This window comes from Ralstonia sp. OTU4908 (assembly GCF_038440115.1).
In the GTDB taxonomy this organism is placed as follows: Bacteria; Pseudomonadota; Gammaproteobacteria; order Burkholderiales; family Burkholderiaceae; genus Ralstonia; species Ralstonia pickettii.
On sequence record NZ_JASATD010000025.1, the window covers coordinates 39,376 to 55,642 of the forward strand.

Below are 16,267 nucleotides of genomic sequence, written 5' to 3' on the forward strand. Positions count from 1 at the left end.
GCGTCTTGGTAAAATTACCCAATGTCTTCTTTTGACTGGAACCTGCGCGTGTATTGGGAAGATACCGACGCAGGCGGCGTCGTGTTTTACGCCAACTATTTGAAATTTTTCGAGCGCGCCCGCACCGAGTGGCTGCGCGCGCTTGGGGTCGATCAGCAGGTGCTGGCCGACACGACCGGAGCCATTTTCGTGGTGCGTAGCACTGCCGTGGATTACCGCGCGCCGGCACGCCTGGACGACCTGCTTCAGATCCGTTCGCGTATGGAACGGGTCGGCCCCGCGTCGGTCCAATTCGCCCAAGAAGGCTGGCGCGGCGACGTTTTGCTCGCATCAGGCACGATTCGTGTTGGATGTGTCGACCGGCTCACTTTCCGGCCGACCCCGATTCCCGCTCCCGTACTCGCAACCATCAAAGCCGCCGCATGAATCCCGTCGAGGTCACACAAGATCTGTCGATCGTGTCGCTGGTGCTGCATGCCAGCCTCCTGGTCCAATTCGTCATGGGCCTCTTGCTGGTGATGTCGCTGTTCTCATGGACGTACATCTTCCGCAAAGCCTTTGCACTACGCGCAGCGCGCAGCCAGACCGAATCGTTCGAGCGCGATTTCTGGGCCGGCGGCGACTTGCAGGCGCTGTATCAGAGCGCTGCCAACAACCGCCACACCACCGGCGCGCTGGAACGTATCTTCGAAGCCGGCATGCGCGAATATTTGAAAGCGCGTGAGCTGCAGCGCGGCGGCGGCGATCCGAGTGCCATCCTCGATGCTTCCCGCCGTGCCATGCGTGCGGCTTACCAGCGTGAGATGGACTCGCTCGAATCGCACCTGCCATTCCTGGCGTCGGTCGGCTCGGTCAGTCCGTATATCGGCCTGTTCGGCACGGTCTGGGGGATCATGAACGCCTTTCGCGGCCTGTCCAACGTACAACAGGCGACCCTCTCGGCCGTAGCGCCCGGTATTGCCGAAGCGCTGGTCGCCACGGCCATCGGTCTGTTTGCGGCCATTCCGGCGGTGATTGCCTACAACCGCTATGCCACCGAGATCGACCGCCTGGCCAACCGCTTCGAGAGCTTCATGGAAGAGTTCTCGAACATCCTCCAGCGCCAGACGCGCTAAGGAGTCGCGCTCATGGCTACCATCCAGCGAACGCGCCGCGCCCGACGGGCCAAGGCCGACATCAACGTCGTTCCGTACATCGACGTGATGCTGGTGCTGCTGGTCATCTTCATGGTGGCGGCGCCCGTGGTGAACCCGGGCGTGGTCAATCTGCCATCGGTGGCAAACGCGACGCCGCAGCAGACGCAGCCGCCCATTGTGGTGACCATCAAGAGCGACGGCACGATCCTTGCTCGCATCAAGACCGGTTCCGGCGCCACCGAGCAGAAGCTCGCCAACAACAACGAGCTGCGCGCATTCGTGAAGCAGCGCACCGACGAAAACCCCGACCAGCCCGTCGTGATTGCAGCCGACAAGTCGGTCCAGTACGACCGCGTGCTGACCGTGATGAGCGTGCTCAAGGGCGATGGCGTGAAGCGCGTCGGCCTGATGGTGAAATCGTCATGAGCACGCTGAAGAATCCGGGCGAGGCAACCTGAACGTCATGGCTACGACGTCGTTGCACCGTTACGAGCCTGTTCGCGAGCGCGGCACGCTGCGCGCGTTCGGGCTGGCGGTCCTGACACACGTTCTGCTGATCATCTTTCTGTACTTTGGCGTGCAGTGGCAGAGCAGTACCCCGCGCGGCGAGGAGGCTGAACTGTGGGACGAGGCGGCGGTTCAGCAGGCCGTGCAGCAGGCCGCGCCGGTGCCCGAGGTCAAGCCCGAACCGGTGATCAAGGCGCCGCCGGCCAAGGTGGAAGAGGAAGCGGATATCGCGCTGGAGCAGCAAAAGCGCAAGCGCGAACAGGAGGCTGCTGCCGCCCGTGAGGCCGAACTCGCTCGGCGCGCCGCAGAAGAACGGGCAGAAGCCCAGCGTCAAGCCCGTCTGAAGGAAGAGCAACAGGCGCGTCAGGCGGAACTCCAACGCAAGGCCCTGGCCGAACAGCGGGCCAAGGAAAAGGCCGCTGAGAAGGCTGCCGCGGACGCAGCGCAGGCCCGCAAGAATGCACAGCTTCAAGCCCAGGCCGAAGCGAAGGCGAAGGCGGAAGCCGAGGCGAAGCAGAAGGAATTGAAGGCCAAGGCCGCCGCAGAAGCCAAGGCCAAGGCCGATGCCGAGCGTAAGGCAAGTGAATCGCGCGCCAACGCACAACGCCAGGCGCAGCTGGAACGGCTGCGTGCGATGGCCGGTGCGGGTGCGACGGGCACGGTGGCGGGTTCCGGTGGCGGTGTCGGCAATGCCCAGGGCACGGGCGGTACGGCGTCGGCCGGATACGCCGAGCGTGTGCGGGCCAAGGTCAAGCCGAACATCCTGTTCGATCCGTCGGCCGTCAATGGCAACCCGTCTGCCGTCGTGTCGGTGCAGATGGCGCCGGACGGTTCGATCCTGTCCAAGCGCCTGACGAAATCGAGTGGCAACGGCGCCTATGACGAAGCCGTGATGCGCGCAGTTGAGCGCTCCGACCCGCTGCCGCGCGATATCAACGGCAAAGCGCCGTCGAGCGTCATCCTGACGTTCCGGCCGAAGGAATAACGGGTTGGCGCTCCTCAAAGTTGCGTCGGCCAGCGTACTCAGATGCCGGATTTGATAGTAGGGAAGATGAACATGATGCGAACGATGTGGATCCCGATGTTTCGACGCGCGGCGCAGGCGCTGCTGCTGACTGCGGCAAGCGTCGGCGTGGCCCATGCCCAGCTCAACGTGGAGATCTCGGGTGTCGGCGCCAGCCAGTACCCGATCGCGATCGCCAACTTCCAGGGCGAGGCGCAGGCTCCGCAAAACCTCTCGGCGATTGTCCGGGCGGACCTGGCGCGCAGCGGCCGTTTCTCGAACGTCGATGTGGCCGGGGCAGTCGTCCCGGAAAGCCCGGCGCCTGACCTGGGTGCGTGGAAGTCCAAGGGCGCCGCAGCCTTCGTGGGCGGCACCGTGACGCGCAACGGCGACCGCTACGAAATTCGTTTCCGCCTGTACGACACCGCCAAGGGCGAAAGCCTGGGCGGCCTGTCGCTTACGCGTGGCCCTGGCCAACTGCGCCTGGCCGCGCATGAAATTGCCGATTACATCTACCAGAAGCTGATTGGCGAGCGCGGTGTTTTTGCAACGCGTCTGTCGTACGTGTCCAAGGTTGGCCGTCGCTTCCAACTGCAGATATCTGACTCGGATGGCGCCAACCCGCAGATCGCGTTGACGAGCAATGAGCCGATCATCTCGCCGTCGTGGTCGCCGGATGGCACCAAAGTCGCGTATGTGTCGTTCGAGAGCAAGAAGCCGGTGGTGTACGTGCATGACCTGGTGGCAGGCCGCCGTACGGTGATCTCGAACCAGAAGGGCAACAACTCTGCGCCGGCCTGGTCGCCGGACGGCCGTCATGTGGCGGTGTCGCTCTCGCGCGATGGCAATACGCAGGTCTACCTGGTCAACGCCGATGGCTCGGGCCTGCGCCGCCTGAGCCGCAGCAGCGCGATCGATACCGAACCGTCGTTTTCGCCGGATGGCCGGTACATCTATTTCACCAGCGACCGCGGCGGTGCGCCGCAGATCTATCGCATGTCGGTTGACGGCGAAGAGGCGGGCGCTGCGCAACGCGTGACGTTCAAGGGCAACTACAACACGAGCCCGCGCGTGTCGCCGGATGGCAAGCTGCTGGCGTACATTTCGCGCGTGGGCGGTGCCTTCCGCCTGTACACGCAGGATTTGTCGAATGGCGATGTGAACGCGTTGACGGACACCTCTAACGATGAATCGCCGAGCTTTGCGGCCAACGGCAAGTTCATCCTGTATGCCACGCGCGTTGGCGGCAAATCGGTGTTGGCCGCGGTGTCCACCGATGGCCGCACGCGTCAGGTTCTTTCCCTCCAGGCCGGCGAAGTTCGTGAGCCGGCGTGGGGTCCTTTCATGCAATAACGAAGCTGTTCCACTAGGAGAAATCGGACATGTCGAAGTCCCAAACCATGATCAAACTCGCAGCCATTGCCGCGCTGCTGGCCCTGGGCGCTTGCAGCTCGGGCGTGAAGCTGGACGATACGGCCAAGAACGGTACGGGCGGTGCCGCCGGCACGGGTGCGGATGCCCGCACGGTGACCCCGGTGGACGTGGGCCGCGACGAGCTGACCGACCCGAACAGCCCGCTGGCCAAACGCAGCATCTACTTCGATTTCGACAGCTACTCGGTCAAGCCGGAGTACCAAGGCCTGCTGGGTCAGCACTCGCGCTACCTGCAATCGCACAATCAGCGCAAGGTCCTGATCCAGGGCAACACCGACGAGCGCGGCACGAGCGAATACAACCTCGCACTGGGCCAGAAGCGTGCCGAGGCCGTGCGTCGCGCCCTGTCGTCGATGGGCGTGCCTGACAGCCAGATGGAAGCCGTGAGCCTGGGTAAGGAAAAGCCGCAAGCGACCGGCCACGACGAAGACTCGTGGGCACAGAACCGCCGCGCCGACATCGTCTATTAATCGGTACGGTTTGAAGTGGAACGCGCCGGCTGCGAGGTTGCGGCCGGCGTTCTTACGTTGGCAATCACATGAATACGATGATGAAACAGCGCGCTTATGGGGCCATGCGTCGGGCCGTCCTGCTGGCGACGCTCGTCGCGGGTGGCGCCCTCACCATGGCCGGCCCGGCGGCAGCGGGGGTGTTTGACGACGATGAGGCGCGCCGCGCCATCATCGACATGCGCGACAAGTTCAACAACTTCCAGTCGACGGCTGCCCAGCGCATCGATCAGAACAGCAAGAACCTGATCGACGCGCAAAACCAGATCGAGACACTCAAATCGGAAGTGGCGCGCCTGCGCGGGCAGAACGAAGTCCTGCAGAACAGCGTCGATACGTTGACCAAGCAGCAAAAGGATTACTACGCCGACCTCGATGCGCGCCTGAAGAAGTTCGAGCCGCAGCAAGCCACGGTGGATGGCCGCGAAGGCATGGTCCAGCCGAACGAGAAGCCGGAATACGACGCTGCGCTCAAGGCGTTCCAGGGCGGGGACTTCAAGGGCGCAGGCAATCAGTTCTCGGCGTTCGTGAAGAAGTATCCCCAAAGCCCGTATCTGCCGCTCGCGCAGTTCTGGCTAGGTAACGCGCTCTATGCGCAGCGCGACTACAAGGGCTCGAGCTACGTGCTCGAGAACATGGCGCGCAGCAACCCGCAGCATCCGAAGGCGCCCGATGCGCTGCTGCAGGTGGCGACCAACCAGGGCGAGTCTGGCCAGAAGGCGGCCGCACGCAAGACGCTGGAATCGGTGGTCTCTCAGTATCCCGGCACCGAGCAGGCCAAGACGGCGCAAAGCCGTCTGAAGTCGATGCGCTGATCGGCAGGCCGCTCGGCATGTAAACAAACGCCCGCCCGTGGCTGCACCGGCGGGCGTTTTTTCATGGACCGCTGAATAGCGGGCATATGCCCGGTTGGGCGCGGGCAGGGCGGCGGCACGCTAAAATGCGGGCCTTCCCGATTTGCTTTGCAAGGCTTTACCCATGAAAAAACGCGCCATCGTCCTGCTCTCCGGCGGGCTGGACTCTGCCACCGTGCTCGCCATGGCCAATGCGGACGGTTTTGAGACTTACGCGCTGTCGATGCGCTACGGCCAGCGCCATTCGTCCGAGTTGGAAGCAGCCAAGAAAGTGGCGGCGGCGCTCGGCGCAGTGCGACATGAAATCGTCGATCTGGACTTGCGCAAGTTCGGGGGCTCCGCGTTGACGGACGATGCGCTCGACGTGCCGACTGACGGCGCGCAGACGGGAATCCCGATCACGTATGTGCCGGCGCGCAACACGATCATGCTGTCGCTGGCGCTTGGCTGGGCCGAGGCGGTCGGCGCACGCGACCTGTTCTTTGGCGCGAATGCCGTGGACTACTCCGGCTATCCGGATTGCCGCCCCGAATACGTTGCCGCTTACGAAACGCTCGCCAACCTGGCGACAAAGGCCGGTGTGGAAGGCGAGCGCATCCGAGTGAACGCACCCATCATCGACATGACCAAGGCGGAAATCATCCAGGCCGGTGTGCGGCTGGGCGTGGACTACGGCCTGACCGTGTCGTGCTACAAGGCCGACGACGCCGGCCGCGCTTGCGGCGTGTGCGATTCGTGCCGCATCCGCAAGGCCGGCTTTGAAGCCGCGGGCGTGCCCGACCCCACCCGCTACGTCTGAGGCACCATGCCCGATATCGATCTCAACGTGTTGTCCCACACAGTGCTGTGGGGCACGTTTGCGCTGACGTTCGTGTTTGGCGCGATCCTTCAGCGCACGCACTTCTGCACCATGGGCGCGGTGTCCGATGTCGTCAACATCGGCGACTGGAATCGGCTGCGCATGTGGGCGCTGGCCATCGGCGTGGCCATGATCGGCACGGGATGCCTGAGCTGGCTTGGCCTGATCGATACGAGCAAGACGATCTACACGGCGAGCAAGCTGCTGTGGCTGTCGTCGCTGGTGGGCGGGCTGTTGTTCGGCTTCGGCATGGTGCTGGGCTCGGGGTGCGGCAGCAAGACGCTGGTGCGCATCGGCGGCGGCAATCTCAAGTCGGTCGTGGTGTTCGTGTTCCTGGGGCTTGCGGCGTACATGACGCTCAAGGGCGTGTTTGGCGTGGTGCGTGTGGCAACGGTGGACAGCGTAGCCGTTGCGTTGCCGACGTCGCAGGATCTGCCGAGCGTGCTGGGCCACGCGTTCTCCGGCGATGTGCGCATGCTGCGTCTGGTGCTGGCGCTGGGGATCGGCGGGGCGCTGTCGCTGTGGGCGCTGCTGGGGCGCGATTTCCGCACGGGCGACAACCTGCTGGGCGGCATCGGCGTCGGGCTTATCATCGTCGGCATGTGGTACGTATCGGGGCATCTCGGTTACGTGCAGGAAGATCCGAACACGCTGCAGGAAGCGTTTGTGGCGACCAACAGCGGGCGCATGGAAGCGCTGAGCTTCGTGGCTCCGGTGTCGTACACGCTGGAGTGGCTGATGTTCTTCAGTGATACATCGAAGGTACTGACGGTCGGCATTGTGAGCGTGCTTGGCGTGATTGCAGGATCGGCAGCGGTGGCGCTGGCCACGCGCACGTTCCGCTGGGAGGGCTTTGCCAATGCCGAGGACACGGGCAACCACATCATCGGCGGTATCCTCATGGGCATCGGCGGTGTCACGGCGCTCGGTTGCACGATCGGGCAAGGGCTGTCCGGTGTGTCGACGCTGGCGATCGGTTCGTTCATCGCGCTGGCCGGCATCGTGATCGGTGCGGTGCTGGCGTTCCGCTACCAGATGTGGCGAATGGAGCAGCTCGTTTGATCTGGTGAGCGTTGACAGAATCGCAGATATCTTCCTATAATCGCGGTCTTTGGGGTCTTTAGCTCAGTCGGTAGAGCAGTAGACTTTTAACCTGTTGGGTGCGCGAGACGCACAAGCCTAAGAGTAAGCGCCTACAAGGGTTTCCGACCAATTGGCGGTTCTTCTCAAGGCCCTAAAATTCGTTAAGCTACGTATAGGCTACAGATTTTAGGTGGCTGTACCCGGTAGTTTGTTGTACTTCGAAGTCGAAAGTTTTTCGGGATGGTAACTCAGTTGGTTAGAGTATCTGACTTTTAATCAGAGAGTCGAGGGTTCGAGTCCCTCCCATCCCACCATAAAATCAAGGGCTTAGCGCATGCTAAGCCCTTGTTCATTTGGGCTGCGTTTCTGTTAAGCTACAAAAACTACTCATTAGGCTACAGCCCCGCCCAGTTAATGTTCTCTGGGTAGTGCACACTGCTGTCCCAAGGCTGTTCTTGCACGGGGGCTCCATTTTTCGATTGAGTACGCAAGCATCTGGCATCCTTCCCAACCTGCCAGATGACCATGCATCCATCCGAGCTTCTCTTCAGACTTAGGCAGTTGCCTCAGGACGCTGCCGCTACCATTGGGCAGCTCGCTGTCGCGGTGGAGTGTCTCTCCGCTCAATCTCAGCAGATTCAACCTTCCGCTCCTGTTGCATTTACTCCCGATCAATTGATCACGGAGGAGGAGCTGGCAGACTGGATCAGGGAAAGCCTGAGCACCCTAAGGAAATGGCGGGTTTCAGGCAAGGGACCAAAATTCGTTCGCAAGCCAAGGCGTGTCGCCTACCTTGTCAGGGACGTTCAAGATTGGCTGGACGGTCAGAAGGTATCGTCCACGGCAGAGGCTGATGCTCGCCGCGATCAAAGGACGAAGAAGTAGCCTGTAACGAAAATCTCGCTCCTACCGATAGACGTGCGATCGCTGTCCTTGACTACAGTGGCGCGGAAAGTCCCTACCGCATGGCGAAATAGTTAAATTGTGATAGCCGTCAGTATTATCGGCGGTAGTCGACGCGCCCACTCAATAGGTTATGCCTCGCGGCATTCTGTTTCGATATAGAAAAGTAAACGACATTGACCTCGAAAGTTGAGCAAAGTCCCGAACTGAATTTTCTTGCACAATAAAATTAAGGCTTTACCAACACCAGTCAATATGATTTACGAGAAAATAGAACAAGCCCAGTCAGCTAGATATTCATACAAAAAACATAAAAATATGCAACCTCCCCAGGAAATATACCCCACAAATAAATATAGCCAAACGACGGCAATTAAAGCTCATCATTAAGCCGATTTCTTATCTAAAATAGGCGCAATGCGATATAATCAAGTTTATCGCTCAACAGCCCCTCCCACCAATGACAAAGTTCGTCAAACACTTTGGTCCCAATTCAATCGGGCGAGATTTTGCCGTGGGCGACATTCATGGTTGCTTCTCTCGCTTGAATAGTGCATTGAATACTATAGAGTTTGACCCATCCAAAGATAGGCTGTTCTCAGTTGGTGACTTGGTTGATCGAGGCCCCGAATGCCATTTGATTCTTGAATGGCTTGAAATGTGCTATAGTCTATTTCAGACTATTTTGCGATCCACGGTAACTCTGTTGGAGCATTGACAAGCACCGCTCAGTTTCATACATCTATTCAATTGGTTGGGGATTGAATATGGATGAATTTGAGAAGATAGTAGATTGGTTGTGGGACTTCTTAGTAAAGTGGTTTAAGATTGGAATCACAGTTGCCTGTCTTGCCACAATCCTAGTTGGCTCCATGATGTTTGGGATAGGTGGAGTGGTTTTACTAAAGACACTAAGTTTTGATGTAAAGGCGGTAGAATATGTCTTGGTGGGACTTCTCTTCATGATTGTCTGTCCTATCTTCATTCATAGAACATGGTCTGGTAGGTGGTTGTTCTTCACCAGATGGGTTGCAAAAAGAAAGCTCTCTCAGAAAACTTTATTCAAGATAGACAGTAATCGCTTGAAAACTCAATAAAATTTGCTTTTTCTTAATTTGTACGGTAGTGTACAATTAGTGCTTGACAAATTTAACGATTTGTGGATCTAAAAGGAATAAGAAAATGAGCGACTTTTTGAATACTATCGGTACTTTGCATACCTTGGAAAAGATGGGCGAACAAGGCCGCACCATTGATCGTCAAGGCCGTGCTCTTGATAACATGGGGGACGCATTGCGCCGCTCCCAAGAAGATGCGGGGATGGCTGAGGCTGGTGCAGCATTCCAACGCAATCGTGCTAACGAATTGGAAGCACTTCTGTCCAAGCCCATGGCTGAGATTGCTGCAAAGAATGGTCGTTTCCGCGAAACCTACGATAAGCAGCAAGAGATGTTGGCTTCATGGATCGTCTCTCAGCGTGCCTTCAAAGAACTTGCCATGAAGTATGGTGCTTTGGCTGGCAAGACTCGTGAAGAGATCAATGCTGAAAGCGATGCTGCTGAAAAAGCTATTCTTGATGACCAATCCCAGTTTGGCAACAAGGTGAACGAAGAAACAAAAGTAGCTGTCAAACGCAAGAAGGCTCGTGAAGAAAAGCAGGCTCAAGCAGCACAAAACAAAGCCAGTCATTCCGCCTGAAAAGAATAAGTTTTTTGGGAACACTATGGGTATGACCACCCTCATAAAAGCACCTTCGGGTGCTTTTGTCGTATGTTCGTCTAGATATTGACATTCATATAGGACTTTGTATGTTGCTTTTAAACAGGAGCAACATATGTCACTATCATATACACTACCAAGCGGAATATTTTCCTCAATCGCCTTCGTCATTAAGGATGTCTTCGTGACCCAAACCATCACCCTTGTAGGTCAGAAGCCAACAACACCTATTGAGTGTCAGCAGCTCACGCACCCGCTTATAGGGAACGGCATTGGAATAGAGAACTCCTCGGAATCGACTAATGTTCTCAGCACCTACCAACTCACCTAATTCACGAGCGGTAGTTTCTGATAGATCTACTCCACACTCTTTGATCGCTTCCACCTTTTCCATGATGGTCTCATGATAGGGAATCTAAGCTATGAGTTGCCTTGTCGTAGGACACATAGAATAGGAGGTTGATGAGCAGGAAGACGTGTGAGGCGTAATAGAAAATTTTGTCGCCTAAGTCCAGAGAGGCTATGTCGGAGAACACGTTCCCACCTTCACGAAGGTACAGCATGGAATTGGGCATGAGAAGAAAGCTCAGCCCGAGCATCAACCAGCAGGGAGGGAAGATTCGGAAGAACCTGGAGATGCTGAACCTTTTGTAGTCTGTATAGACACCGTGATACAACTGCTTGCCTGCTATAAAGCCTGTCTCGTATAAAGCAAAAAGCAGCAACATTTGGGTTGCGCAGTGAATGTATGGCTCAGTGGGGGAGACCTTGAATGCGGTTGCTCTATGTTCGATCTCTTCGGCACAATGCCAAATTGTCACTTTGTAGATTCTTTCGTCAGCACTTTGGAATTGATGTCTGTTGTTGATCAACCAGTTTGCCAATAGGCAAGTAGTATGTTCAGATGCCATCGTTAGTCCAACTCGCCCTTTGATATAGTCGTCTTTATGCTCTTCAATCTTTTTGTTAATCCATTCGCCAATCTTGTTCTTGGTCTTTCTCTCGAAGACGGCATTCATTGAATCATGCAGGTCCTTGTGGAAGGATTCCTGGTGAATGAAGACTTTGATTTCCTTGATGAGCTCGCTATCCTTATCCTTGTCCAGATGCTTAATTGCTCCACCCAGCGAAGACATGATGTACTTCTCACCTACAGGTAGATAGAAAGACATTGTTATGAGAAAGGCGGATAGGAATGGGTTGTCTTTTACGATGCAAGAAGGTAAATCATCCCCAAATTCCACCTTCAGTTTTCTTGCTATTAACATGGCACTCCTTCACATTAGGCTCCTCATTCTCTTTTATGAAAAAACTTTATTCTTGTCAAATTTGAGGCGGGTGCTGACGGGCAGAGTTGGGACGGTGAGACAATCCCATCCTAAAGTTGGGTGTTGCTAAGTGCTTGACAAATTTGCATTTTTCAAAGTTGTACGATAGTGTACTAATTTTCAACGGGGGCGAGAGATGAGTGAGAACCAACAGCAAGAATTAAGTAATGTGAATTTCGATGTTAAGAAGGAGGGTGGGCAGAACAAGACATGGATTTTTGTTCGTGACCATATTGGTCTCCCTAATGCTTTCTATAATTTCCCAATCGCAGTATCAGCAATTGGAAGTGGTGCCATTGATATCATTGGTCGCCATAGCGAATATTTGTTGGCTGGTGCCGTTGCAACGGGTGTTGGTTCCGTTATCTTGTACCTAGGCAAAAAGAACAAACAGTCCACCGAGCAGATCAAAAAACGCCTTCGTTTGTGCCTGACCGCTTTCGGCTTCACCAGTGTTGCAGCTTGTGCCAGCTATGCCATGGGTAGCCCCAATGGAGTGATTGCCCACTTTGTGCCAGTCATCAAGACTTGGCAGGACAAGTATCTGGTCGATATCAAGCAGGATACCGAGATCATCAAGAAGCAGAACGATGAAACCAATGCCAAGCTAGATAAGGTCAATGCGATGTTGGCTCAGCTACTTGTCAACCGTCCTGAACTTGAAAAGCCTCTGGTCGACCAGATCAAGGGATTCAAGACCTTGCCTGAACACCAACAGAATGCCTTGTTGTTGTTCACTTCCAAGGTTGGGGCGAAGGGGGTTGCTCGTTACAAAGGCTTGATCAAGGCAGTCAACACTTATGCTGACAATCAGACTGCTGAGAATGCCAAAGCAGTCACCGAACACATCAACTACATTGTTCGTGTCAATGGAAAGGATATCGAGGACACCAAGACCAAGAGCTTGATCATCAGCTTGTTCCTTGATCCCGCTACCTTTGACTACCTTGTTGGTGCTGGTGCATTGCCTCAGGATCAAAGCTTGTTGACCCAGTTGGGAGTCGATCTGACCAAGCCTACTGGTGAGCAGTTGGCAGACCCTCTTGGGGATCTCATCAAGCAACTGACTGCACAAGGCAAACCTATTGCACAACAGATTGTCATTCCAAGCAGTGAGAGTCTTCCCGAAGCTCAGATAAATGTTCAGAGCCAAGAGCAGGTTCAGCCTCAAAAGCCAAAGAAAATTCACCATAGCAACAATCAAGGTGGTTTCCACCCTGGTATCTAAATACATGCGATAAAAAGAGAAGGGAGCTATAAGGCTCCCTTTTTACATGTACTAAATATCTACTAAAATTATATTCCGGGATGGAATCCTCCTGAAGCAGGAGCATGATGAGCTTTAGCTCTCATGTTCTTGATGCTGTTCTGAATATCTGTTTTTGTTGATAAGCTATCTGCATCTGGTGTAGAAAGCTCCATATCGAATGGCTTGCCGTCAGCTTCCAGTTTGGCTTTCTCCTCACCAACAGGATCGGGAATCTTTAGCTCGCCTGGTGTAGCACTTTCGCCCAAGTTCGCTCTCTTGATAGCAGAGGTGAGATCGCTGAAATTTCTTGGGGCTACATTCTGCCCAATCACATAACCGAATCCATCTTTGGAGGCGAACATGGTGCCTATAAGGATCGAGGCTCTTTCATCGCTGAAGGTCTGACCGTTCATGGTGTATTTGTAGGTGAACTTGTCAGCAACCTCTTTGGCCATATCTGGTGTTCGGTTCTTGCTCAAGCCGTAGTGGATCAATGCCTTGTGGAGCTCGCCATACTTCGCGGAACCGCCTTCTCCCACCTTGTAGGTGTGGTAGAGCATTGCAGCACGCTCGTTGGGTGCCAAGCTGGCCTCCATCTCCTGTGCCAACTGCTGGTAGGGCTTGTGGGTCTGGTTGTGAAGCTGGATTGCTTCTGGGTTCTTCGCCATGTGCTTGGCTATGTTGTTGATGACCCCTTCCTCAAACTTCTCCCCCATGAGCTGGGAGATCTGCATGGAACGCTGAGGAACGATTCCTAGGCCCTTGTAGGCACCGGCTGTGGCAGGATCGAAGTGCTTGCCTGCTAGAGAACTCAACTGACCCACGAGATTTTTATCCTTGGAGATCGCCTTTAATAGGTTCTCGTTGTAGTGCTTGCTCTGCACTGAGAGGTTGTAGCCGTTGCCAGTCGCATATAAGCCCACATCGTTGTAGACGGTAGAGCGGTAGCCCTCAGCCTCACTGGTCAACGCCAGATAGTAATTCTCGTCAGAGAACTGGATCTGAGACACCTTGCGTGCAACCTGGTTGTTTGCCAATCCGCTGGGCAGCTCAAAGTTCCCGGCTTGGTTCAAGACCTCCTTGTTTTTGCTGTTGACCAAGGGGGATGCCTCGTAGATGGGGAACTTTGTCTCTGCCTTGTGAGCGGCAGGAGCGATCTTGTCCTTGAGCGCAGCCAAGACACCCTGATCCTTGACGGTGGTTGTCGGTTGTTGGGCAGTAGGTGTGTTTGGAGCTTCTGGTTGGGCTGAGTGATTGTGAATGTATAGTCCAGCTCCACCAATAGCGAAAGCAGCAGTCAAACCAACGATCATCTTGTTGATGACGCCACCATTCTTTGGTTGGCCAACGGTCTTTACTGTTACCTCACCACCTTCCAATAATTGTTCAAATTTTGACATGGCATGTCCTTATTTTGTTCTTGTTATGCCATCAATTATAACGAGGATTTTCTAAAGGCCAAGTGCTTGGGTTTTGTTTGCCTAGTAGAATTGACTTTGATGATTTCTGGGCTAAGATGAAAGATATAACTAAATGGTGTTAATATGAAAATGAATAGATTTGCAGCGAGTGCATTCAAAACATTAGGGGCAACGGCTGTTGTTGCAGGAGTCGCTTTGGCTGGTGTTCAAGTTCTGGCTGACAGTGGAATTTCAAACGAGATTGATAGTTATGCTTTCAATCACCTCAACACAACCGTTTTCCAGCCTGCACATGACTATATGAAGGGAGAGTACACCGCCTTTGCATATAATGGGAAAAATAGGGATGTTCTTGCTGTGAAGTTGCCTATTGTTGAGGAGCAAATTGCTCAGGCAGAAAACAAGGGGCTGTTTGATAATCCCAAGCAGTTTAAGGACACTATGGCAGAGCTTCAGTTGGATAGAAAGGTCTCCGGCGAATACCTTGCTGCCAAATGGAAGAGTGGTGGTAGGTTAGATCCTGAGGCTGACAGTGCAGCGATTGAAAAAATCAAGAGCAATATTAGGAATATGAGAGACACCTCATGGGATCTGCATATGCCTAAACAAATCGGAAGCACTGGCACTCCTGGTTGAAACATAGTGGATGAGAGAAGATAAGAAGCACCGAAAGGTGCTTTCTTTTATTCGTCTGAGAAAAATGTGCATCCTTCTCTGCTGTCAACTGATTGGGAGAAAGCAGCATAAAGGCTCTTTTTTGAGGGGAGCAGTGGGGTAGGGTTGCGGGACCCCAATACTGTCAGTTTTGCCTCACCCTGTCACTTCTTACAGGTATCTCGACAATGCACCTGGTGCCATGCTTCGTTGGCTGGGAAGCACATGTGCTATAGTCTATTTCAGACTATTTTGCGATCCACGGTAACGCTGTTAGAGCATTGACAAGGACTACTCAGTTTCATACATCTATTCAATTGGTTGGGGATTGAATATGGATGAACTGGACAGGTTAGTAGATTGGTTGTGTGAGTTCATAGTAAGGTGGTTGAAGATTGGAGTAACAGTTATCTGCCTTGCAACAATTCTAGTTGGCTCCATGATGTTTGGGATAGGTGGAGTGGTTTTACTAAAGACACTAAGTTTTGATGTAAAGGCGGTAAAATATGTCTTGGCGGGACTTCTCTTCATGATTGTCTGTCCTATCTTCATTCATAGAACGTGGTCTGGGAGGTGGTTGTTTTTCACTAGATGGGTTGCAAAAAGAAAGCTCTCTCAGCAAAACTTTATTCAAGATAGGCAGTAATCGCTTGAAAACTCAATAAAATTTGCTTTTTCTTAATTTGTACGGTAGTGTACAGATAATGCTTGACAAATTTAACGATTTGTGGATCTAAAAGGAATAAGAAAATGAGCGACTTTTTGAATACTATCGGTACTTTACATACCTTGGAAAAGATGGGCGAACAAGGCCGCACCATTGATCGTCAAGGCCGTGCTCTTGATAGCATGGGGGACGCATTGCGCCGCTCCCAAGAAGATGCGGGGATGGCGGAGGCTGGTGCAGCATTCCAACGCAATCGTGCTAACGAATTGGAAGCACTTCTGTCCAAGCCTATGGCTGAGATTGCTGCTAAGAATGGGCGTTTCCGCGAAACCTATGAAAAGCAACAAGAGTTGTTGTCTAACTGGGTGCTTTCCCAACGTGCCTTTAAAGAATTGGCTATGAAGTATGGCGCCCTTGCTGGTAAAACCCCTGAAGAAATTCAGGCGGAAGGCATGGCAGCCAAGGAAATCATTCTTAATGGCCAATCGCAGTTCGGTAACGATTTACCTGATGGTGATAAAAAGAATTTGAATCGCAAGAAGGCTCGTGAAGAAAAAGCAGCCAAAGCCACTCATTCCGCCTGAAAAGAATAAGTTTTTTGGGAACACTATGGGTATAACCACCCTCATAAAAGCACCTTCGGGTGCTTTTGTCGTATGTTCCTATATATATTGACATCCATATAGGAGTTTGTATGATTCTCAGATAGAGAGGAGACATACATGAGCATAAGAAGAATAAAGAAGGCCATTTATCGTAGATTCAAACTAGTTCTTGCAAAGAGAAAAAAACCTATGCTTCCTCGTAAAGGCGGTCAGTTGGATGCATCAAAGATTGAGCGCATTGTAGTTTTGACTTGGAACGGAAAGCCTTTCTTGGTAATCGCCTATCCAAGTGGTGAAGGTGCTCCATCCCATGAGCCATACTCTGCTGAACTCAAT

17 protein-coding genes, 2 tRNA genes and 1 pseudogene are annotated in these 16,267 nt (G+C 53.9%); 17 read left to right on the plus strand and 3 right to left on the minus strand.

Annotation, left to right across the window (positions count from 1 at the left end):
• Positions 1–21: 21 nt before the first annotated feature.
• From ybgC to AAHM38_RS18795, 13 genes and pseudogenes are all read left to right on the plus strand, one after another.
• A complete protein-coding gene (gene ybgC, locus AAHM38_RS18735) occupies positions 22–426 on the plus strand; it encodes a tol-pal system-associated acyl-CoA thioesterase (protein WP_009238843.1) in 405 nt (134 codons plus the stop codon).
• Positions 423–1,115, plus strand: coding sequence for a protein TolQ (tolQ, locus tag AAHM38_RS18740; protein WP_012761461.1), 693 nt, complete (start codon positions 423–425; stop codon positions 1,113–1,115). The genes ybgC and tolQ overlap by 4 nt, the downstream gene beginning before the upstream one ends.
• A 12-nt stretch (positions 1,116–1,127) precedes the next feature.
• Entirely contained in the window at positions 1,128–1,562 is a 435-nt protein-coding gene (gene tolR, locus AAHM38_RS18745; protein ID WP_009238841.1) for a protein TolR, read from the plus strand.
• 37 nt (positions 1,563–1,599) lie between these two features.
• Entirely contained in the window at positions 1,600–2,628 is a 1,029-nt protein-coding gene (gene tolA / locus AAHM38_RS18750; RefSeq protein WP_116576830.1) for a cell envelope integrity protein TolA, read from the plus strand.
• A 66-nt stretch (positions 2,629–2,694) separates the two neighbouring features.
• On the plus strand, positions 2,695–3,999 hold the full coding sequence (gene tolB / locus AAHM38_RS18755; protein ID WP_012761463.1) for a Tol-Pal system beta propeller repeat protein TolB: 1,305 nt from the start codon (positions 2,695–2,697) through the stop codon (positions 3,997–3,999).
• A 29-nt stretch (positions 4,000–4,028) separates the two neighbouring features.
• Positions 4,029–4,550 (plus strand): peptidoglycan-associated lipoprotein Pal, encoded by a 522-nt coding sequence (pal, locus tag AAHM38_RS18760; protein WP_009238838.1) that lies wholly within the window; start codon positions 4,029–4,031, stop codon positions 4,548–4,550.
• Positions 4,551–4,618: 68 nt separating this feature from the next.
• Positions 4,619–5,404, plus strand: a complete 786-nt coding sequence (ybgF, locus tag AAHM38_RS18765) for a tol-pal system protein YbgF (RefSeq protein ID WP_009238837.1) — start codon at positions 4,619–4,621, stop codon at positions 5,402–5,404.
• Positions 5,405–5,567: 163 nt separating this feature from the next.
• Positions 5,568–6,242 carry a 7-cyano-7-deazaguanine synthase QueC gene (gene queC, locus AAHM38_RS18770; protein WP_009238836.1) on the plus strand — a complete coding sequence of 225 codons (675 nt, stop codon included), beginning with the start codon at positions 5,568–5,570 and terminating at the stop codon, positions 6,240–6,242.
• Between the two features lie 6 nt (positions 6,243–6,248).
• Entirely contained in the window at positions 6,249–7,364 is a 1,116-nt protein-coding gene (locus tag AAHM38_RS18775; RefSeq protein ID WP_116576831.1) for a YeeE/YedE family protein, read from the plus strand.
• A 52-nt stretch (positions 7,365–7,416) separates the two neighbouring features.
• Positions 7,417–7,483: transfer RNA gene (locus AAHM38_RS18780), tRNA-Lys, on the plus strand.
• Positions 7,484–7,622: 139 nt separating this feature from the next.
• Positions 7,623–7,699, plus strand: a tRNA-Lys gene (locus AAHM38_RS18785).
• 1,049 nt (positions 7,700–8,748) lie between these two features.
• Positions 8,749–8,943 (plus strand): annotated as a pseudogene (locus AAHM38_RS18790) (metallophosphoesterase); the annotation flags it as partial.
• 527 nt (positions 8,944–9,470) lie between these two features.
• Positions 9,471–9,986, plus strand: a complete 516-nt coding sequence (locus tag AAHM38_RS18795) for a hypothetical protein (RefSeq protein ID WP_009238834.1) — start codon at positions 9,471–9,473, stop codon at positions 9,984–9,986.
• A 175-nt stretch (positions 9,987–10,161) separates the two neighbouring features.
• Here AAHM38_RS18795 and AAHM38_RS18800 read toward each other — a convergent pair whose 3' ends face one another.
• Together AAHM38_RS18800 and AAHM38_RS18805 are read right to left on the minus strand one after the other, a co-directional pair.
• A complete protein-coding gene (locus AAHM38_RS18800) occupies positions 10,162–10,401 on the minus strand; it encodes a hypothetical protein (protein ID WP_157174168.1) in 240 nt (79 codons plus the stop codon).
• A gap of 7 nt (positions 10,402–10,408) precedes the next feature.
• A complete protein-coding gene (locus AAHM38_RS18805; protein WP_009238832.1) occupies positions 10,409–11,275 on the minus strand; it encodes a metal-dependent hydrolase in 867 nt (288 codons plus the stop codon).
• Positions 11,276–11,471: 196 nt separating this feature from the next.
• Between AAHM38_RS18805 and AAHM38_RS18810 the strand changes: the two genes are divergently transcribed.
• Positions 11,472–12,563, plus strand: coding sequence for a hypothetical protein (locus AAHM38_RS18810; RefSeq protein ID WP_089460480.1), 1,092 nt, complete (start codon positions 11,472–11,474; stop codon positions 12,561–12,563).
• A gap of 68 nt (positions 12,564–12,631) precedes the next feature.
• Here AAHM38_RS18810 and AAHM38_RS18815 read toward each other — a convergent pair whose 3' ends face one another.
• Positions 12,632–13,984, minus strand: coding sequence for a hypothetical protein (locus AAHM38_RS18815; RefSeq protein ID WP_089460479.1), 1,353 nt, complete (start codon positions 13,982–13,984; stop codon positions 12,632–12,634).
• 144 nt (positions 13,985–14,128) lie between these two features.
• On the opposite strand from AAHM38_RS18815, the gene AAHM38_RS18820 reads away from it, so the two are divergent.
• The 3 genes from AAHM38_RS18820 to AAHM38_RS18830 all read left to right on the plus strand — a co-directional run.
• Positions 14,129–14,641, plus strand: coding sequence for a hypothetical protein (locus tag AAHM38_RS18820; protein ID WP_143330792.1), 513 nt, complete (start codon positions 14,129–14,131; stop codon positions 14,639–14,641).
• 768 nt (positions 14,642–15,409) lie between these two features.
• Complete coding sequence (locus AAHM38_RS18825; protein ID WP_089460478.1) at positions 15,410–15,910, plus strand: hypothetical protein; 501 nt, start codon at positions 15,410–15,412, stop codon at positions 15,908–15,910.
• A gap of 138 nt (positions 15,911–16,048) precedes the next feature.
• On the plus strand, positions 16,049–16,267 hold a 219-nt coding region (locus AAHM38_RS18830), incomplete at its 3' end, for a hypothetical protein (RefSeq protein WP_342234310.1).